This window comes from Comamonas kerstersii (genome assembly GCF_002056725.1).
GTDB classification, from domain to species: Bacteria; Pseudomonadota; Gammaproteobacteria; order Burkholderiales; family Burkholderiaceae_C; genus Comamonas; species Comamonas kerstersii.
The window spans coordinates 796,855-816,490 of sequence record NZ_CP020121.1 but is presented as its reverse complement, the minus strand read 5'-3'; the positions used below and the strand labels follow the sequence as shown (position 1 = coordinate 816,490).

General features: G+C 59.3%; 18 protein-coding genes. 9 read left to right on the top strand and 9 right to left on the bottom strand.

The genetic code is table 11. The annotated features are described in order from the left end of the window. Window positions 1-97: 97 nt before the first annotated feature. Both B5M06_RS03835 and B5M06_RS03830 read left to right on the top strand, forming a co-directional pair. Window positions 98-1,540, top strand: coding sequence for an NAD-dependent succinate-semialdehyde dehydrogenase (locus tag B5M06_RS03835; protein WP_054065156.1), 1,443 nt, complete (start codon window positions 98-100; stop codon window positions 1,538-1,540). A gap of 71 nt (window positions 1,541-1,611) precedes the next feature. Then, entirely contained in the window at window positions 1,612-1,878 is a 267-nt protein-coding gene (locus B5M06_RS03830; RefSeq protein ID WP_054065157.1) for a DUF2789 family protein, read from the top strand. Window positions 1,879-1,892: 14 nt separating this feature from the next. Here B5M06_RS03830 and pgi read toward each other — a convergent pair whose 3' ends face one another. The 3 genes from pgi to tal form a co-directional block, all read right to left on the bottom strand. Further along, complete coding sequence (pgi, locus tag B5M06_RS03825; protein WP_054065158.1) at window positions 1,893-3,503, bottom strand: glucose-6-phosphate isomerase; 1,611 nt, start codon at window positions 3,501-3,503, stop codon at window positions 1,893-1,895. A gap of 14 nt (window positions 3,504-3,517) precedes the next feature. Next, window positions 3,518-4,636, bottom strand: coding sequence for a beta-ketoacyl-ACP synthase III (locus B5M06_RS03820; RefSeq protein ID WP_054065210.1), 1,119 nt, complete (start codon window positions 4,634-4,636; stop codon window positions 3,518-3,520). A 73-nt stretch (window positions 4,637-4,709) separates the two neighbouring features. Next, on the bottom strand, window positions 4,710-5,657 hold the full coding sequence (gene tal / locus B5M06_RS03815) for a transaldolase (protein WP_054065159.1): 948 nt from the start codon (window positions 5,655-5,657) through the stop codon (window positions 4,710-4,712). 148 nt (window positions 5,658-5,805) lie between these two features. On the opposite strand from tal, the gene B5M06_RS03810 reads away from it, so the two are divergent. Further along, the gene (locus B5M06_RS03810; RefSeq protein ID WP_054065160.1) at window positions 5,806-6,654 is read left to right on the top strand and encodes a MurR/RpiR family transcriptional regulator; all 849 of its coding nucleotides are present in this window, start codon (window positions 5,806-5,808) and stop codon (window positions 6,652-6,654) included. Between the two features lie 47 nt (window positions 6,655-6,701). Here B5M06_RS03810 and B5M06_RS03805 read toward each other — a convergent pair whose 3' ends face one another. The 3 genes from B5M06_RS03805 to B5M06_RS03795 form a co-directional block, all read right to left on the bottom strand. Continuing rightward, a complete protein-coding gene (locus B5M06_RS03805) occupies window positions 6,702-8,105 on the bottom strand; it encodes a porin (RefSeq protein ID WP_054065161.1) in 1,404 nt (467 codons plus the stop codon). Window positions 8,106-8,308: 203 nt separating this feature from the next. Then, window positions 8,309-9,331 (bottom strand): porin, encoded by a 1,023-nt coding sequence (locus tag B5M06_RS03800; RefSeq protein WP_054065162.1) that lies wholly within the window; start codon window positions 9,329-9,331, stop codon window positions 8,309-8,311. A 374-nt stretch (window positions 9,332-9,705) separates the two neighbouring features. After that, complete coding sequence (locus B5M06_RS03795) at window positions 9,706-10,155, bottom strand: OsmC family protein (RefSeq protein WP_054065163.1); 450 nt, start codon at window positions 10,153-10,155, stop codon at window positions 9,706-9,708. A 377-nt stretch (window positions 10,156-10,532) separates the two neighbouring features. Here B5M06_RS03795 and ilvA point away from each other — a divergent pair, with 377 nt between their 5' ends. The 6 genes from ilvA (at window position 10,533) to B5M06_RS03765 (ending at window position 16,017) form a co-directional block, all read left to right on the top strand. After that, entirely contained in the window at window positions 10,533-12,092 is a 1,560-nt protein-coding gene (gene ilvA, locus B5M06_RS03790) for a threonine ammonia-lyase, biosynthetic (protein ID WP_054065164.1), read from the top strand. Window positions 12,093-12,207: 115 nt separating this feature from the next. After that, window positions 12,208-13,023 carry an adenosylcobinamide-GDP ribazoletransferase gene (locus B5M06_RS03785; RefSeq protein ID WP_054065165.1) on the top strand — a complete coding sequence of 272 codons (816 nt, stop codon included), beginning with the start codon at window positions 12,208-12,210 and terminating at the stop codon, window positions 13,021-13,023. Further along, window positions 13,020-13,619: a histidine phosphatase family protein gene (locus B5M06_RS03780; RefSeq protein ID WP_054065166.1), complete on the top strand. Its 600-nt coding sequence runs from the start codon at window positions 13,020-13,022 to the stop codon at window positions 13,617-13,619. Before B5M06_RS03785 ends, B5M06_RS03780 begins: the two co-directional genes overlap by 4 nt. A gap of 63 nt (window positions 13,620-13,682) precedes the next feature. Next, complete coding sequence (locus B5M06_RS03775; RefSeq protein WP_054065167.1) at window positions 13,683-13,979, top strand: hypothetical protein; 297 nt, start codon at window positions 13,683-13,685, stop codon at window positions 13,977-13,979. Between the two features lie 98 nt (window positions 13,980-14,077). Beyond that, window positions 14,078-15,079: an LLM class flavin-dependent oxidoreductase gene (locus tag B5M06_RS03770; protein ID WP_054065168.1), complete on the top strand. Its 1,002-nt coding sequence runs from the start codon at window positions 14,078-14,080 to the stop codon at window positions 15,077-15,079. 29 nt (window positions 15,080-15,108) lie between these two features. After that, window positions 15,109-16,017 (top strand): 5'-nucleotidase, encoded by a 909-nt coding sequence (locus tag B5M06_RS03765; protein ID WP_054065169.1) that lies wholly within the window; start codon window positions 15,109-15,111, stop codon window positions 16,015-16,017. A gap of 68 nt (window positions 16,018-16,085) precedes the next feature. Here the strand turns inward: B5M06_RS03765 and B5M06_RS03760 are convergent, their stop codons facing one another. From B5M06_RS03760 to B5M06_RS03750, 3 genes are all read right to left on the bottom strand, one after another. Then, entirely contained in the window at window positions 16,086-16,529 is a 444-nt protein-coding gene (locus tag B5M06_RS03760; protein WP_054065170.1) for a hypothetical protein, read from the bottom strand. Between the two features lie 146 nt (window positions 16,530-16,675). Beyond that, the gene (locus tag B5M06_RS03755) at window positions 16,676-17,149 is read right to left on the bottom strand and encodes a cyanophycin metabolism-associated DUF1854 family protein (RefSeq protein ID WP_054065171.1); all 474 of its coding nucleotides are present in this window, start codon (window positions 17,147-17,149) and stop codon (window positions 16,676-16,678) included. Continuing rightward, window positions 17,146-19,434: a cyanophycin metabolism-associated ABC transporter gene (locus B5M06_RS03750; RefSeq protein WP_054065172.1), complete on the bottom strand. Its 2,289-nt coding sequence runs from the start codon at window positions 19,432-19,434 to the stop codon at window positions 17,146-17,148. Before B5M06_RS03750 ends, B5M06_RS03755 begins: the two co-directional genes overlap by 4 nt. Window positions 19,435-19,636 lie beyond the last annotated feature (202 nt).

Sequence of the window (19,636 nt, the reverse complement as noted above, 5' to 3'; positions counted from 1 at the left end):
TTTGCATTGAAATGCTTGTAGTTAAAGCGCAAGCAGCTATCTATTTTGAAATTCTGCCAACCAGTTTTCACCTTTCTCTTCAACGAGTGCAAGCACCATGAGCCAGACTTACCCCGACACCCAATTGCTCATCGACGGCCAATGGCAGAACGCAGCCAGCGGCAAGACCATTGCCGTGCGCAACCCCGCCACGGGTGAAGTGATTGGCCAGCTGGCCCATGCAGGCAAGGAAGACCTGGACCGCGCCCTGGCCGCCGCTGAAAAAGGCTTTGCCATCTGGCGCAACACCAGCGCCCATGAGCGCCAGGCCACCATGCGCAAGGCGGCAGTTCTGCTCAAGGAGCGTGCCGACCAGATTGCTGCGCTACTGACGCAGGAGCAAGGCAAGCCACTGGCCGAAGCCCGTGCCGAAGTGCTGGCTGGCGTGGGCATCATTGAATGGTTTGCGGATGAGGCACTGCGTCTGTACGGCCGCATCGTGCCCGCACGCCGCAGTGATGTGCAGCAGCTGGTGATCAAGGAGCCTGTGGGCCCTGTGGCCGCCTTTACGCCCTGGAACTTTCCGGTCAACCAGATCGTGCGCAAGATCAGCGCAGCGCTGGCAACGGGCTGCTCCTTTCTGTGCAAGGCACCGGAAGAAACGCCGGCATCGCCTGCTGCGCTGTTCCAGTGCTTTGTGGATGCAGGCGTGCCTGCGGGTGTGATCGGACTGGTCTATGGCGACCCGGCTGAGATTTCCAGCTACCTGATCCCCCACCCCACCATCCGCAAGGTGACGTTTACGGGTTCCACGGCCGTGGGCAAGCAGCTGGCGGCCATGGCAGGTGCGCACATGAAGCGCTGCACCATGGAGCTGGGCGGTCACGCGCCGGTGATCATTGCCGAAGATGCAGACGTGGATCTGGCCGTCAAAGCCGTGGGCGCCTCCAAGCTGCGCAATGCCGGGCAGGTCTGTATTTCTCCGACCCGCTTTCTGGTGCACCGCAGCCTGGAAAAAGTGTTTACGGAAAAGATGGTGGACTACTTCGCAGCCATCAAGGTGGGCAATGGCCTGGACCCAGACACCAAGATGGGGCCGCTGGCCAACCCACGCCGCATCACCGCCATGCAGTCGCTGGTTGCCAATGCGCAGGCCAAAGGGGCCCAGCTGCTGCTAGGCGGCAAGGCCTTGAGCGATGTGGGCAACTTCTATGCACCCACGGTGCTGGCCAATGTGCCGCTGGAGGCCGATGTGTTCAACAACGAGCCCTTTGGCCCCGTGGTGGCGCTGCGCACCTTTGACAAGCTGGAAGAAGCCATTGCCGAAGCCAATCGCCTGCCTTATGGGCTGGCGGCGTATGCCTTTACCTCCTCGCTCAAGCATGCGCAGCTGCTGAGCCAGCAGGTGGAAACCGGCATGCTGTGGATCAACCAGCCTGCTGTGGCATCGGCCGAAATGCCATTTGGTGGAGTGAAGGATTCCGGCTATGGTTCAGAAGGTGGCACAGAAGCACTGGAGGCCTATCTGGTGGCCAAGGCAGTGTCTATCGCCATGGTCTGACGCGTACACGGATGCAGGGCGCTTTACCATGCACTTCACACCCCACAACATGACTGCAAAGGAGTTGGCTTATGTCTTTGATCCCCGGTGAATCTCAGCCCGGATTTACGGAACTCTTTGCGCAGCTGGGCCTGCCCAATGACCCCGCCAGCATCCAGCAGTTCATTGCGCACCACAGCCCCCTGCCAGAAGGCATGTTGCTGCATGAGGCACCCTGCTGGACGCAGCAGCAGGCGCAGATGCTGCGCGAAAGGCTGTACTGCGATGATGACTGGGCCATCGTGATCGACCAGCTCAACGCTGCGCTGCACGAAAAGCCGGATCTAAACCAGCTGTAAGGCCCTTTGCAGGCTTAGTTGCCGTTGACGGGAGACTCCGCCAGCCGCTGCATCAGCGCCACGGTGGAGGGGTCAACCCCTGTCCAGTCCTGGCTCTGCTGGCGTGCACGCAGTTGCTGCGCCAGCTTTTTGCCCAGCTCTACACCCCATTGATCAAAGCTGTTGATGCCCCAGACTGCGCCAGAGACAAAAATGCGGTGCTCATACAGCGCGATCAAAGCGCCCAGCGAGGCTGGGTCCAGCGCCTGCAGCAGCAGGAAAGTGCTGGGGCGGTTGCCGGGGCAGTCACGCTCTGCGCCATCCCCGGAGCGGCCTTCCATCAGTGCCTGGGCCTGGGCAATGGCGTTGATGACCAGGCTTTGGTGGTGTGCCCCCAGGTATTTACCGCCATCACGCAGCGCAATGAATTCCACGGGAATGACATCTGGCCCCTGGTGCAGCATCTGAAAAAATGCGTGCTGGCCATTGGTGCCGGGCTCGCCCCAGACAATGGGTGCTGTAGCTACTAGCAGCTTGTGCCCATCGCGGGTGACGCCCTTGCCATTGCTTTCCATCTCCAGCTGCTGCAGATAAGCCGTGAGCCTGCGCAGCCCGTGGCTGTAGGGCGCAATGCAGCGGCTGCCAAAACCGCAGAAGTTGCGGTTCCACACATCCAGCAGCCCCAGCCGCATAGGCAGGTTCTGCGCATCGGGGGCTGAGAAAAAATGCGCATCCATTGCGTGTGCGCCCTGCAGCATCTGGCGAAACTGCTCGGCACCAATGGCAATCGCAATCGGCAGGCCAATGGCCGACCACAGTGAAAAACGCCCACCCACCCAGTCCCAGAAGCCAAGGGTGCGTGAAATGCCAAATTCCGCGGCCGCTTCGGTGTTGGTGGTGAGTGCGACAAAGTGCTGGTCGATGCTGCAGGCATCCTGCGGGTGTGGGCTGCCGCCGTGTGCCAGAAACCATTCCCGTGCAGAGCGCGCGTTGAGCATGGTCTCTGCCGTAGTGAAGGACTTGGAAGCAATCAGAAACAGCGTGTTTTCCGGCCGCACCTTGCGCAGCACATGCCCCAGTTCATGCCCGTCCACGTTGGAGACAAAGTGGAAATGCTTGTCGCCATCCACCCAGTCTTCCAGCGCCTGCACGACGACTTCCGGCCCCAGGTGTGAGCCGCCAATGCCAATATTGACCACATCGGTGATTTGTGGGTTGGCGCGCACCTGCTCCGCCAGGGTGAGCATGGCATCCAGTGTGTCGTGCACGGACTGCAGCGCCTGCTGCATTTGGGGCGTCCATTGCTGCACCACAGGGCGCGTTCGTAGCAAACCACCATCGCGTGGTGTGCGCAGCAGCCAGTGCATGACTGCGCGGGACTCGGTGTTGTTAATGGTCTGGCCTGCCAGCATGGCATCGCGCAGGGCATGCACCTCGCAGGCCTGTGCCAGCGCAGAAAGCAGCACTTCGGTCTGCGGCAGCATCCAGTTCTTGGACAGGTCAGCAAACACGTGCGGGGCCTGCTGGCTCAGATGTGCCAGGCGCTGCGGGTCCTGCCTGAATGCAGCCTGTAAATCCAGCCCCCCCTCCATGCTGTGAAAGTGGGCCTTGAGTTGCGCCCATTCAGGCTTTGTATGGCAAACCAAACCTTGTGCTCCGCTTACTGTTTGCGCACGACGACACTGCCCACCGAATACCCAGCACCAAAAGAGCAGATGACGCCGAGGTCCCCGGGGACCAGATCGTTACGGTGCTTGTGGAAGGCGATGATAGAACCTGCAGAGGCCGTGTTCGCAAACTCATCCAGAATCAGTGGCGCGCGGTCTTCCGTGGCTTCGCCGACCAGTTTTTTCAGCACCAGCTGGTTCATGCTCAGATTGGCCTGGTGCAACCAGTAGCGGCGAATGTCTGCAGGGGCATGGGCCAGCTGCTGCAGGTGGGTGGCAATGTGCTCGGCTGCGATCGGCACCACTTCCTTGAAGACCTTGCGGCCTTCCTGGCGGAAAGTCTTGTCGCGTGCTGCAGGGTCGCTGTCTTCGCTGCGGTTGAGGAAGCCGAAATTGTTGCGGATGTTGTTGGAAAACTGTGTGGCCAGCCGTGTGCCCAGCACCTCCCAGCGGTCGGCGCTGGTGGCCGTTTCTGCACGTTCCACGATGATGGCGGTGCACACATCGCCAAAAATAAAGTGGCAGTCGCGGTCGCGCCACTCCAGGTGGGCGGAGGTGATTTCGGGGTTCACGATCAGCACGCAGCGTGCCGAGCCGCAGCGCACGGCATTGACGGCCTGCTCCAGCGCAAAGGTGGCCGAAGAGCAGGCCACATTCATGTCAAAACCATAGCCACCAGCACCCAGCGCCTGCTGAATCTCTACGGCCATGGCGGGGTAGGCGCGCTGCATGTTCGATGCGGCGCACAGCACCATATCAATGTCCGCACCCGTCTTGCCCGCCTGCTGCATGGCCTGCTGGGCTGCAGACACGGCAATTTCTGCCATCAGCGACAGCTGCTCGTCACCTCGCTCCTCAAAGCGTGGATACATGCGCAGGGGGTCCAGCACCCCGGTTTTCTCCAGCACATAACGCTGGCGAATGCCCGAGGCTTTTTCAATGAACTCCACGCTGGAGTGCTGCATGGGCGTGTGTGTGCCTGCAGCAATTTCAGCTGCAAAACGCTGATTGTGCAGATCGGCATACTGGTTGAAGGCAGTAACCAGTTCCGCATTGGTAATGGTGTGGGGTGGCTGGTACAGGCCTGTACCGCTGATGACGGCAGAGTGCATGGGAGGTGTCTCCACGGGCAGGTCATGCTGCATGCCTGCCTCTGGCTTGGGAAAGTTGGTAGGGGTGATGGGATTAAACGGAGCGGATGAGCTGTTCCAGCTTCTGCGCATCCGCCACAAAGGCACGAATGCCCTCGGCCAGTTTTTCGGTGGCCATGGCGTCCTGATTCAGCGCCAGGCGAAAGCTGGCTTCGTCATAGTGTTCACGCTCTAGGTCTTGCTGCTTGGCTGCTTCATGGCTCAATGCCTGGATGACGGGCGCATCCTGCTGCTGTAGCTGAGCCAGCAGGTCGGGGGAGATGGTCAGCAAATCACAGCCCGCCAGCGCCAGAATCTGGCCCGTGTTGCGAAAGCTCGCCCCCATCACTTCGGTGGTGATGCCAAAGCGCTTGTAATAGTCGTAGATGGCCCGCACGGAGCGCACGCCGGGGTCGTTGGCACCTGCCATCGCTGCTTCGTCCCATTGCGCGCCAGCCTGCTTTTTGTACCAGTCGTAAATACGGCCCACAAAGGGGGAAATCAGCTGCACCTTGGCATCCCCGCAGGCCACAGCCTGCACCTTGGAAAACAGCAGGGTCAGATTGGTGTGAATGCCGCGTTGCTCCAGCTGGCGTGCGGCGGCAATGCCTTCCCATGTAGCGGCAATCTTGATCAGCACGCGGTCAATATGCACACCAGCGGCTTCGTACAGGGCAATGAGGCGTTCCGCACGCGCCACGGTGGCTGCGGTGTCAAAGGACAGGCGCGCGTCGACTTCTGTCGAGACACGGCCTGGCACTACAGAGAGAATTTCGCAGCCAAACTTCACCAGCAGACGGTCCACCACTTCATCCAGCGGTGCATCACGCCATTGGTTGGCGGTGGCCTGCAGCAAGGGCTGGTACTGCGCCTGCTGGACAGCCTTCAAAATCAGGGAGGGGTTGGTGGTGGCATCCTGGGGCTGGTACTGGGCGATTTGCTGGAAATCGCCGGTGTCAGCCACCACCGTGGTGTATTGCTTGAGTTGTTCGAGCTGGTTCATGCGGTCTCGCTGGCGTTATGCGTTTTTATAGGTGTGGCAAGTGTAGTGTGCTTCAGGGATTGCACGGTCTGCAACGCCTGAGAGCCTGTGTGTTTGTTGTTCGTGGCGCAAAATCTCGGCTTTACGTGTGTGACTGATTGGACCTTCCATGCTTGACCGAATTGCAGCATCTCTTCCTTCTCTGGCACCCGCTGAGCAAAGGGTGGGGCGCCTCGTGCTGGCAGATCCACACAGCTTTGCACGCCTGCCAGTGCGCGAGCTGGCAGAAAAAGCCAATGTCAGCAAGCCCACCGTGGTGCGTTTTTGCCGCAGCATGGGCTATGACGGCCTGGCAGACTTCAAGCTCAAGCTCGCAGGCAATGTGGCCGAAGGCGTACCCTATGTGCACCGTAGCGTGGATGCCGATGACAAGACGGCAGATGTGCTGGTCAAGGTAATCGATAACTCGGTGGCTGCCTTTTTGCAGTACCGCAACGCCGCATCGCCCCAGGCCGTGGAGCAGGCTGTGCAGGCCATTGTGGATACCTGGCGCAAGAAAAAACGCCTGGAAATCTATGGCGTAGGCAACTCCGGCGTGGTAGCGCAGGACGCGCAGCACAAGTTTTTGCGTCTGGGCATCAGCAGCCATGCCTCCAGCGACACCCACCTGCAGGTGATTGGTGCCACCATGCTGGCACAAGGCGATTGCGCCATCCTGATCTCTAACTCTGGCCGCACCAAAGATCTGCTGGAAGTGGCGCAGATTGCCAAAAACAACGGGGCCACCATTATTGCGATTACCTCCAGCCATACCCCGCTTTCACAGATTAGTCATATTCATCTGGCAGCCGATAATCTGGAAGGTTCAGACTTTTATACGCCCATGGCATCCCGTCTCTTGCACTTGCTGATTATTGATATTCTGGCAACAGCAGCCGCTTTGAATATGGGTGAACCCTTGTCAGAAAAGCTCAAACATTTGCAGAATAATATGCAAAACAAGCGCTCTGAGCTGTAAAACAAAAAACCGGCTTTGCCGGCTTTTTGTTGGAGAGGCTCTTTTTTTTAGAAGCGGTGGCGCAGGCCGGCGGTAATACCTGTGCGGCTGCGGGCTTTGCTGGTGCGGTCCAGGTACATATCCTCACCACCACGCACCTTGGTGTGGTCTACGCCAAAGTAGGCATCGGTGCGCTTGCTGAAGGCGTAATTGGCCAGTGCCACTACAAAGTCAGCCTTGCCGTTGTAATTGCCAGAGGCTGAACCTTTTTGCTTGGCATGGTAGTAATGAATGCCAGCATTAATTTGTGGGGTAATCTGGTAGCCAAAGCCCAATTTATACATGGTGCGTTTATCGGAATCACCTGCTAAGAAACCGCCATTGGTTTGACCTTGCCAAAAACCATTGATAATGGTTTGGTCAACAAGGCGGCGTGCTTCAAATTTTGCAATATCAGAGATGGTGGAGTTGGCTGTTTGGTTAAAGGTTTCTCGATTTTTGATTTTGTTGGCGCCATAACCCAAGTTCACATACAACTTATCTTTGCGATAAGAGCCACCTAAGGTCCAGGCATCCAGTTTGGTCCCTGCTGGCAGGTGCGTTCTTAAATAACCACCGCCAACAGAGATGCCATCTTGGGAATAGCGTAAAAAACCACCAAATGTTTTGAGTGAACTTGTAGCTATAGGGCTGAGGGAAGGTGCAACAGCTTGGCCCAAGGGGCTGTTAGGATCTGCATTATTGATGGTGGATTTCACTCCACTCATCAGAGCGGCAAGATTTTGGGGGCCGATAGCACTTGCTATTTGGCCTAATGTTGTTGCTCCAGTCACTGACGGAGCTCCTGGAGGTAGCTGGCTGTTAATCAGACCAGGGGCTGCAGCAGCTAGCGTATTTTCTACAGCGCTAGTGTTTTGATTGCCTTCATGAAAGGAGTACTGAAGTGCACCCACCCAGCGTCGATCAGGAGTAGCCAGCAAATATTTCAGGGAATTGCTGGTGCGCGCACCAGCTGCCATTCCAAGCTCTGGCTTATAGGCATCCATATAAGGCGAGTAGGGGAAGGATGCATAGGTGGAAGACACCACATCAAACAGCACGTTCCACTGGCGGCCCATGGTCAGACGTCCATATGGACCTTGCAGACCAATATAGGAAAGTTGGAAAAAAGGTGCTGTTGCATCTTTTTCACCGGTATCCAGATTAAAACGGTGTTCCAGGTGTACCAGCGCCTTGGTGCCACCGCCCAGGTCTTCCTCCACATTGATGCCCCAGCGGCTCTGGGACATGCCGCCGCCAATCATTTTGGTCAGGCTGCCTTTGTCTGCCCCTTCATTATTGGTGTGGCGGATTGCCGCATCAGCAATACCCCATAGCTCTACCTTGCTGGTAGAGGCTTGCTGTGCCATGGCGGCGGATGTGCCAAAGCCGCAGATGGCGGCAATGGCTGCTCCCAGAATTGTTTTTTGCATCTTTTGTCTCCTTGATTTGAAACCAATGAATAGGTATGGGTGCAAAAAACATTCTAGAAAAGCACATGCGTTCGAATAGATGCGCTGGCATGAAAACCACGCTGGTTTTCCCTTGGCTGTAAAAGTGCCAGACGTAAAAAAGCCAGCGCTAAGGCTGGCTTTTTGTGCTTCTTTTGGAAATGCAGGCTTACACCTGCCATCCATTAGAAAGCGTGGCGAACGCCAACTTGAACACCTTGCATCTTGCCGGAGTCGTTAGCGCCGTTCACGCCAGCGAATGCACCGTTCAGTTCAAAGTCGGCGCCATTCTTGTTCTTCAGGTAGGAGTATGTGCCGTACAGAGCAGTACGCTTGGACAGGCTGTGCACATAACCCAGAGAGAACTGCTGAGCCTTTTCGGAGCTATCAGACAACTTGTAGTTGTTGTAAGAAGCCTTTACAACACCAGCGGCGCCCACGGGGGCGGAAACACCCAGGTTCCAAGTCTTCAGCTTATCGCTGCCGTTGGTAGAAATTTGGGTGTACTTTGTTTCCTTGTAGAAAGCTGCCAGCTTGACCACTGCGAAGTCATAAGAGCCACCCAGCTGCCAAGTCTTCAGGTCTTCGTTGGGCAGTTCGCCCAAGCCGTTGTTTTGCTTGTCGTAACCCAGACCCAAGCTCAGAGGGCCGTTGTCATAGGTGGCGCCAATGCCCATGTAGCGGTTGGTCTTGTTCTTTTTCTGTTCGCCAAAACCGTAGTCAATACCCACGCCAAAGCCAGCAAACTTGGGCGAGATGTAGCTGATCATGTTGTTGGAGCGGTTTTGGTAGCCAGTTTCAGCACCAGACCAAGCCAGTGTAGAACCCAGGCCGTTAGTGCCGAACACGTCGTAACGGCTCACAGCGTTGTAGGAAGCAGTCAGGGCACGGCCCAGACGCACTTGACCGAATTCACTGGACAGACCCACGGTCGACTGACGCTTGAAGTCAAAGCTGGAACCACCGTTGTCAGGAGACACAGCGCCTTCCAGCACGAATTCAGCCTTCAGGCCGTTGCCCAGATCTTCCACGCCGCGGAAGCCCAGACGGCTGGTAGCAGCACCGTTGTTCAGCAGGCCGGAAACGCTTTTGTCGCCCTTCACGTAAGCAACGGATGTGTCCACCACGCCGTACAGGGTGACGGAAGATTGAGCCATTGCGGCGCCGGAAGCAGCAACAGCTGCCAAAGCGATCAGAGATTTCTTCATTTGATACTCCAAGGTTTGTTGAAGGCGCATTGCAGTGTCTGGTGCATAAAGCGGTGCAGCTGCTGCAAGACGCGCCAACCTCCTGGTGGGGAAGTTGCTGGCTATTGCACCAGAGAGGGCCGTCTTGCGCAAAGAAAAACCATGTCGCGACGCAAAAAACGGCGGTTTTTGTTGTCTTGGTGCAACACCCGGGATGAGGTGTGCCCGGCCGCGATTGGCTGAGAGATTCGTGACATTTGCTTGCATTCTTTGTTGAGAAAAAAGTGTGCAAATACTTTCGTGTAATTCTTTGCCGTAGATAGACAAACAAAAAAAGCGCCATATAGGCGCTTGTGTGTGCAGATAGGCATTGAAAGCCAGCAGTTGCTACCTTGTTACACCTCAACCAGCTCAAAGCTGGTGGTGATCTCGGCCGTCTTGCCCAGCATGATGCTGGCCGAGCAGTACTTCTCGTGGCTCATGGCGATGGCGCGTTCGACGGCCGCAGCAGGGATGCCCTTGCCGGTCACGGTGAAGTGCATGTTGATCTTGGTGAAAACCTTGGGTTCGACTTCTGCGCGTTCGGCCTGGAGCTTGACGCTGCAGCCGCGCACATCGTGGCGGCCGCGTTTGAGGATAAGCACCACGTCATACGCGGTGCAGCCGCCCGTGCCAGCCAGCAGGGCTTCCATGGGGCGGGGGGCCAGGTTCTGGCCGCCATTGGCGGGGTTGCGTTCGTCGGGCGCGCCATCCATGGCGAGGATGTGGCCACTGCCGGTTTCAGCAATAAAGCCCATGCCCGAACGGGTACCTGTTGCGCCGGTCCAGCTGACGGTGCATTCCATAGTGATTACTCCTGTGCAATTTCTGTGAGAGGGCCGATGTTTACGGGATTGATTGTCCCTACTTTGATGTCTGGCATTTCAGTAAACATTGAAACCTTATTGCGGCGCAGCATGAAACGCCGTACAATTTCGGCTTCGCGTTCATCGCTTGTCAGGCAAGCGATCAAGACAGTTCATGACTGTAGCGCACCAGTTGTCTCCTCCACCTCCTCTAACGGTGGATTCAGCCCCAAGCCCCAGCGGCTCGGGGCTTTTTTTTGCGCTGACGATGGGGGCGTTGCGACACGGTGATGGTTGGCGCGCCTGTGAGTGCCTATGATGGTTTCTTTTGCGTGTCGCCGGACGCGCTCACTGGATACCGCTTGCTTGGTCGCTGTATGACACAGAAAAAGACACTCACGCCCTTTGATTACCTGACAAAAATCCTGAATGCACGCGTGTACGACGTGGCGATTGAGTCGGATCTGGAACCCGCCAGGAATCTGAGCCGCCGCCTGCACAACAAGGTTCTGCTCAAGCGTGAAGACCAGCAGCCGGTGTTCAGCTTCAAGCTGCGCGGGGCCTACAACAAGATGGCCAATCTCTCGCAGGAGCAGCTGGCCAAGGGCGTGATCTGTGCCTCTGCAGGCAACCATGCGCAAGGTGTGGCGCTGGGTGCGAAAAAGCTGGGCTGCCGTGCCGTGATCGTGATGCCTACGACCACGCCCCAGGTGAAGGTGGATGCCGTGGCTGCGCTGGGCGGTGAAGTGGTGCTGGCAGGTGACAGCTATTCGGACGCCTACAAGCACTCGGTCAAGCTGCAAAAAGAGCAGGGCATGACCTTTATCCACCCCTTTGACGACCCTGATGTGATTGCGGGCCAGGGCACGATTGCCATGGAAATGCTTAGCCAATTGCAAAAGCTGGGCAGCCCACGGCTGGATGCGGTGTTTGTGGCCATTGGCGGTGGCGGCCTGATTTCTGGCGTGGCCAACTACATCAAGGCCGTGCGCCCAGAGATCAAGGTGATTGGCGTGCAGACCAGGGATTCCAACGCCATGCTGCAGTCTGTGCAGGCGGGTGAGCGGGTGGAGCTGCCCGATGTGGGCCTGTTCTCGGATGGCACGGCCGTCAAGCTGGTGGGCGAAGAAACTTTCCGCATTGCCAAGGGGTTGGTGGATGACTACATCGAGGTGGATACCGACCAGGTCTGCGCCGCCATCAAGGATATTTTTGTAGACACCCGCTCCATTGTGGAGCCTTCTGGCGCGCTGGCGGTGGCGGCGATCAAGCAGTATGTGGCCAAGCACAAGACCAAGGGTGAGACCTACGCAGCCATTCTGTGCGGCGCCAACATGAATTTTGACCGCCTGCGCTTTGTGGCCGAGCGTGCCGAGGTCGGGGAAGAGCGTGAGGCCCTGTTTGCCGTGACCATTCCCGAAGAGCGCGGCAGCTTCAAGCGCTTTTGTGAAGTGGTGGGCAAGCTGCCTGGCGGTGCACGCAATGTGACGGAGTTCAACTACCGCATCAGCCACGACAGCAAGGCCCATGTGTTTGTGGGCCTGACCACGAATGCCAAGGGTGAGAGCGAAAAAATCACCAAGAACTTTGAGAAAAACGGTTTTGCTGCGCTCGACCTGACTTTTGACGAAATGGCCAAGGAGCACCTGCGCCACATGGTGGGCGGCCATTCCCCGCTGGCGCAGGATGAGCGTCTGCTGCGCTTTGTCTTCCCCGAGCGGCCCGGAGCGCTGTTCAAGTTCCTGAGCCTGATGGCGCCGACCTGGAATATTTCGCTTTTCCACTATCGCAACCAGGGCGCTGACTATGGCCGCATTCTGGTGGGCATGCAGGTGCCTGCCAAGGACAGCAAGAAGTTTGAAAGCTTCCTCAAGCAGCTGGGCTACCCCTGGGTGGAAGAAACCCACAACCCGGCTTACCAGCTGTTCCTGAAGTAAGCCGACTACTAAAAACGGAGCTGCTGGCGCTTGTCTATCCATGGTTTGCAAATCAAAGTACTTGCAAAGCATGAATGGGTCAGCGAGAGCAGCTCCTTTTTTTTTTGAATGATTCATGCAGGCATTGCGTCACTTTCTTTTGGCTGTGCAGTTCTTCAGTCGCATCCCCGTGACGGGGCGGCTGGCTGCCTGGGTGGGCTGGAGCCCTGAGCTGCAGCGTGCCAGTGCGGCGCACTTGCCGGGCGTGGGCTGGCTGGTGGGCCTGCTGGCGCTGGCCGTGGTGCTGGGCTGTAACTACCTGCTGCCTGCACAGCCCCTGCTGCCCTGGGTGGCTGCCGTGTTGAGTACGGTGGCGACGCTGTGTGTCACAGGCGGCTTTCATGAAGACGGCATGGCCGATGTGGCGGATGGCCTGGGTGGTCACCTGCCAGCCGAGCGTGCGCTGGAGGTGATGAAGGATTCACGCCTGGGCGCATACGGCGTGATGGCGCTGTGCATGGGCTTGCTGACCAAGGTGGTGCTGGTAGCGTTGCTGCTGTCGATCGACATCGCCGCTGGCGCCTTGCTGCTGTGTTGCGTGCATGTGCTCTCCCGCGGTGCACCTTTGCTGCTGATGCGCGCGCTGCGTCATGTGAGTCTGCCTGCCACCTCGAAGACACTGCACATCGCCGGTCAGCCGTTGGGCTGGGCGGGGGTAATCACCGGCTGGCTCTGGTGCCTGCCTGCCGTGGTGGCGCTGTGGGTGTATCTGGGCTGGCCGCTGGTGGTGGCGCTGCTGCTGGTAGCGGTGCTGGTGACGGCCTATATGGGCTGGCGCTTTCAGCGCCGTCTGGGCGGCATGACGGGCGATTGCTTGGGCGCGACGCAGCAGGTCTGTGAGCTGGCCTTGTATCTGACCGCTGGCATGGTGCTGGCGCAGTGTGTGGCATGAAGCGGCCCGCCTGCCTGTGGCTGCTGCGCCATGCCCAGCCCCTGATTGCGCAGGGCGTGTGCTATGGGCGGCTGGATGTGCCCGCTGACCCCGGCCAGACCTTGCAGGCCGCCATGCGCTTTGCGGCGCAGATGCCGCAAGGGGCGCTGCTGCGCTATTCCCCATTGCAAAGATGTGAGCAGCTGGCGCTTGCATTGCAAGCCTCAGAAGCCAATGTGGTGTGTGATCCGCGGCTGCAGGAAATGGATTTTGGTCAGTGGGAAGGCATGGCCTGGCGCGATATTGGCAAGTCGCAGGTCGATGCCTGGGCGCAGGATTTGTATGGGGTAGCGCCCGGTGGCGGAGAAAGCCTGGGGGGCATGTTGCAGCGCGTAGCGGCGGCCCTGCGTGAGAGCTGGCTGCACGATAGCCAGCAGGGCCAGCGGGATGTGGTCTGGGTCACGCATGCTGGCGTGGCGCGCTGCGTGCAGTGGCTGCTGCACTATGGGCAGGCGCAACCCACATCGGCAGACTGGACGCTGCCAGCCCCCGCCTATGGCGGCTGGCAGCAGCTGCCGTGGCAGATGCACGCTGCGGCCCTGCAGGCACTGGGCTGATATTCCCGCAGCGCAAAGGCCTTGCAGGCAGGTGGCGCAAGTCTTCTGCCTCACAATGTACGCATGATGGAATCTCTGCGTGCCTGGGCCACTCCTTACGGTGGCGATCCCTTTCTCTACATTAGCTTGCTGGCGATTGTGAGCCTGGTGGCCTTGCTGCTGCTCAAGGCCAGGCTGAGCGCCTTTACCCTGAACCGCTTTATCCGCCTGGGCGCGTTGATTGCGCTGCCGCTGAGTTTTGTGTCCATGGAAATGGGCGACAACAACTGGGGCGTGGCTGTGGTGGCCATTGTCTGGGCGGTGCTGGTGGCCATCATCAGCAAGAACGAAGTCAATCAGCGTCAGATAGCAAAAAAGTGAGCTTGTAGCGCTTGAGTATCAAAGGTTTCAAATAAAAAAGTATTTGAAACATAGAAATTGCAAGCGCTAGCAGCTCTTGAAATAGGAGTTAATGTGGTATGTGGGTGAAAAAACCACGTCTTTCCATGCTGGATCTGGTGCCCGTGCGCGAAGGCGGCACGGTGCGCGAGGCGCTGGACATTGCGGTGCAGACCGCTCAGAAGGCTGAGGAACTGGGCTTTGTGCGCTACTGGCTGGCAGAGCACCACAACATGCCCGGCATTGCCAGCTCGGCCACGGCGGTGCTGATTGGGCATATTGCGGGCAAGACCGAGCGCATCCGTGTGGGCTCGGGCGGCATTATGCTGCCCAACCATGCGCCGCTGGTGGTGGCCGAAGCCTTTGGCACACTGGCCGAGCTGTATCCGGGCCGTATTGATCTGGGGCTGGGCCGTGCACCAGGCACGGACGGTGCCACCATGCGTGCGCTGCGCCGCGACCGGCTGGAAACCGAAGAAGACTTTCCGCGCGATGTGGCTGAGCTGCAGCGCCTGCTGGGCCCTGCGGACCCGCAGGCACGCATCAGCGCGACACCTGGTGCGGACACACATATTCCTATCTGGCTGCTGGGCTCCAGCCTGTATTCCGCCCAGCTGGCTGCCATGAAGGGCTTGCCCTACGCCTTTGCCTCCCACTTTGCGCCGCGCTTTTTGCATCAGGCGATTGCGATGTACCGCCAGCTTTTCCGCCCCTCGGCGGTGCTGGACAAGCCCTATGTCATGGTCGGCGTGCCCGTGGTGGCAGCGCCTACGGACGAAGAAGCGCAGTACCTGGCCACCAGCAGCCAGCAGCGCGTGCTCGGCATTCTGACCGGTCAGCGCGGCAAGATGCCGCCGCCGCTGGAAGGCTTCATGCAGATGATTGGCCCGCGCGAGCAGGCGGCCATCAACGACTTTCTGGCCATGTCGGTGGTCGGCAGCGAAGAGACCGTGCGCCAGGGCTTTGCACGCATCCAGCAGCAGTGCGAGGCCGATGAGTTGATTCTGGTCAGCGATGTGTACGATCCAGCACTGCGCCTGCGCAGTCTGGAGATTGCTGCCCAGGCGGTGGCCAAGCCCTGATCCTCTGAAAGCTCCGGAGCCTTCCCGCCATGGCTGTTTCGCTGCAAGACCAACTCGTTGTTGCCATTTCCTCGCGCGCGCTGTTCGACTTTGAAGCCGAAAACCGTGTGTTTGATGAAGATCCCGCGGCCTACGTGCGGCTACAGCGTGAGCGCCTGGATGTGCCTGCTGCGCCCGGTGTGGCGCTGCCCCTGGTGCGCAAGCTGCTGGCCTTTAACCAGGGCGGTCAGCGGCGGGTGGAGGTGGTGTTGCTCTCGCGCAATGACCCGGTCAGCGGCATGCGCGTGTTTCGCAGCGCCAAAGCCCATGGGCTGGACAGCATTCAGCGCGGCGTGTTTACCCAGGGGCGAGACCCGTATGCCTATCTGCGGCCGCTGGGGGCGGACCTGTTCCTGTCTGCCAATGCGGCAGATGTGACCGAGGCGCTGAACCTGGGCTACCCCGCAGCGCGGGTGATTACGGAATCCGCCGGTGCCAGCAACGCCCACCCACAGGAAGTGTGTATTGCTTTTGACGGTGATGCCGTGCTCTTCAGCGACGAGGCCGAGCGCGTCTACCAGCGTGATGGGCTGGCAGCTTTCATGCAGCATGAGGTGGAGCATGTGACCCAGCCCTTGCCGGATGGCCCTTTCAAGCCGCTGCTGGTGGCGCTGCACCGCTTGCAGCAGGCGGTGCAGGACGGTGACACGGGCGGCATGCGCCTGCGCACCGCGCTGGTGACAGCCCGCAGCGCACCGGCGCATGAGCGGGCCATTCGCACGCTGATGGACTGGCAGATCGAGGTGGATGAAGCCATGTTCCTGGGCGGTCTGCCCAAGGGCGAGTTTCTGCGCGAGTTCGCGCCAGACTTTTTCTTTGATGACCAGACCGGCCATGTGCAGTCCGCCAGCGCCCATGTGCCTGCCGGGCATGTGCGCAGCGGGATTGCCAATATTTAGGCGGACGCTGCCCCCAGAGCACAAAAAAAGCCACTTTCAAGTGGCTTTTTTGTGGGTGGAAAGAAGGCTTACAGGCCGCCGGTGCGCTTGACGCGGGGCTCGTCGTAGGTCAGCGGTTCATTGCGCACCTGCTGCATGTTGCGCTCCTGCTGGTCGGTCTTCTGTGCCTGTTCAAACACTTCCACCGCCATGGCACTGGCGCGCCACATGGACTGGATGTGCTCGATCAGCTGCTTGTACAGCGGCTCCTTGGGCGGCTCCTGCTCTTCTTCCTTGACCTGCTTGGCCTGCACTTCGGTCCAGTCGCGGTCTTCGCGGCTGACGTCGGTGGGGCGCTCAGGGCTCTTGATGGTGACCGTGACACCCTCGCCGAGCTTGTCGGTGGACTCCACGGCATTCACGGGATGAACCGGGCGGATGGCGGCGGGACCAGACGCACCTGTGGAATACAAATTCGCACCTTGGGTGTTGGTCCACTGGATGGGATTGCGCTCTACAGGTGGTATGGACATGGTGAGGACCTCAGCTGGTGGTGATCGTCAAAAATTGGTTCCGTCACCTTTATCGGCAGCGTGAAGCGAAAATTTAGAAGATTTTTTGAAAAAAATCGACCGGTCGTCGGAATCGCTCCTGGCCCATTCGGCAGAGGGCCATTCTGTTACAGGAAACGCTCCAGGAATTTCTGCGATGCCTTGTCCAGCTGGCGTGCGTCGCGGATGCGGTATTGCACGCCATCACGGCTGGTGATGAGTAGGTGGTGGCGGCCTTCGAGCTTGCGGATGTCTTCCTCGGCCTTGAGCGTGAGCTTGGCCACGCCTTTGTCGGTGCGCACCGTCCAGGTGCTGGGCACGGAAATCGCATCAATGGCTTCGATCTGCAGCACTTCGGGCACAAACTCGCGCACGGCAAAGTCTTCGGCCAGCAGCTGCTGCATAGGGGCTGGCAGTTCGGCCAGCTGGTCAATCCAGTAGACCTCCTTGCCGTTGCTGCCGACCAGAGAGATGGCTTCCTCAGGTGCAGCAATCGGAAAGGCACGCACGGGCGTGATGTCTTCGTGCAAAGTGCCGTCTGCCAGCGTCAGGCACAGGCGGCCATGGGTATTGCGGTGCAGGGTGATGGTGGCGGCACTCATGCTTTTTCTCCTTCACGGGCCACGGTCAGACCGGCCGCCTGTGCATCTTCTTCGGCGCGGCGGGCCTGGGCTTCATACAGGCGCCAGTAGGCGCCCTTGGCGGCCATGAGTTCATCATGGGGGCCGACTTCCACAATCTCGCCACGGTCCATGACGACCAGACGGTCCGCCTTGCGCAGTGTGGACAGGCGGTGGGCAATGGCAATCGTGGTGCGGCCCTGTACCAGGTTGTCCAGGGCCTTCTGGATTTCCTTTTCGGTTTCCGTGTCTACGGCAGAGGTGGCTTCGTCCAGAATCAGCAGGCGTGGGTCAATCAGCAGGGCGCGCGCAATGCTGATGCGCTGGCGCTCACCGCCCGACAGGCCCTGGCCGCGCTCGCCGACCACGGAGTCATAGCCATGGGGCAGGCGCAAAATGAATTCATGTGCGTGGGCCGCGCGGGCGGCCGCCACAATCTCTGCACGGGTGGCGTTGGGCTTGCCGTAGGCAATGTTCTCTGCCACGGTGCCAAAGAACAGGAAGGGCTCCTGCAGCACCAGGCCGATGTTGCGGCGGTAGTCGGCCACGGCCATACGGCGCACGTCGATGCCATCCAGCTGGATGCTGCCTTCGGTGACGTCGTAGAAGCGGTTGATCAGGTTGACCAGTGTGGACTTGCCAGAGCCGCTGTGGCCCACCAGACCAATCATCTCGCCGGGCTGGATGTCCAGATTCAGGTTGCGAATCACCTGGCGGCTGCCATAGCGAAAGCCTACGTCCTGCAGCGTGATGCGCCCCTGCACAGGCTTTTGCAGCTGCACGGGGTTGGTGGGCTCTGGCACGGTGCTGACCTGATCGAGCACATCAAAAATACGCTTGGCCCCAGCGGCTGCTTTCTGCGTGATGTTCACGATGCGGCTCATGGAGTCCAGCCGTGTGTAAAAGCGCCCGATGTAGGCAATGAATGCCGCCAGCACACCCACGGTGATCTGGTCATGTGCCACCAGCCAGATGCCGAAGCCCCAGACGATGAGGATACCGATTTCCGTCATCAGACCCACGGTGGGGGAGAACAGCGACCAGGTCTTGTTGACCTTGTCATTGGCTTCCAGATTGCGCTGGTTGGCCTGACGGAAGCGCTCGATTTCGTGCTCTTCCTGGGCAAAGGCCTTGACCACGCGCACGCCGGGGATGGTGTCGGACAGCACATTGGTCACTTCGGCCCAGACGCGGCTGGTGCGGTCAAAGCCCACGCTCAGGCGGCCGCGCACCTTCTGAATCAGCCAGACGATAAAGGGCAGAGGCACCAGCGTGACCAGTGCCAGCCAGGGGTTGATGGAGGCCAGAATCACCGCCGTCATCACAATCATGATCACGTCGGTCACAAAGTCCAGCGCATACAGCGACAGGAACATGTTGATACGGTCGGTGTCTGCACTGATGCGGCTCATCAGGTCACCCGTGCGCTTGCCGCCAAAGTATTCCAGCGACTGCTTCATCATGTGTGCGTAGGTGGTGGTGCGCATGTCCGCGCCAATGCGCTCGGACACCTTGGCCATCACCCAGGTCCGGGCCCAGCCCAGGCCCCAGGCCAGCAGGGCGGACACCAGCAGGCCGCCCAGGTACAGCCCGGTGAGCCACATGTCCACAGGTTTGCCATCGCGCTGGAAGGGAACCAGGATGTCATCCATCAGCGGGATGGTCATATAGGGCGGCACCAAGGTCGCAGCGGTGGACAGCAGCGTCAGGATAAAACCCAGAATCAGCAGCTTGCGGTAGGGCTTGGCAAAGCGGCCAATGCGCAGCAGCACCCAGGTCGATGTCTTGGGAGCGGCCTGGCGGGCACAGGCGGGGCACTCATCGCTGTCTGGGGGCAGCACCTCGCTGCAGGTGGGGCAGCGGCTTTCCTCTGGAGCGACCAGTGCCTGCTGCAGCTTGCCAGCGGCTACGGCATCACGCAGGCGGTCAAAACGCTGCAGAAAATGCATCACCTGGGTCTGCTGGCCCAGCGTGAAGCGCCACAATGCCAGGCGTTCGGTCTGGTTGTGCAGTTCCAGCGTGCCCACTCCGGCATGGTCAATCAGGCGCAGCTGCAGCTCGGCTGTCAGGGGCCAGGCCTGCCATGCGCCATCGGCGTCTTTGCCAATGATGCGCTGGTCCGTCAGTGCCAGCAGCCCTGGAGCGAAGCGCAGCGAGACGCTCAAGTCAACCGCCAGGGCTGCTTGCACGTTTTCATGTGGTGCGAGTTGTTCGCGCAGTTCGGCCCCTAGAGGGGTGGAGGCATCGACGTGATGGAAATGTTGCATGTTGAATCGTTGGAACCCCGCGCTGGCTGTTCAGCCACGGAGGTGGGCAAGGCGTATTCTCTGCAAGAACGCATTGCCATCGAGTAGGAACTAAACCCTTGAACGTATCAGGGCAGAGTTTGGCTGACAAACAGCTTTGGCTTTACCTCCCGCACACAATAGGCCTTTCTTATTCAGACTGTGGTTTCTGACCCAGCCTTCT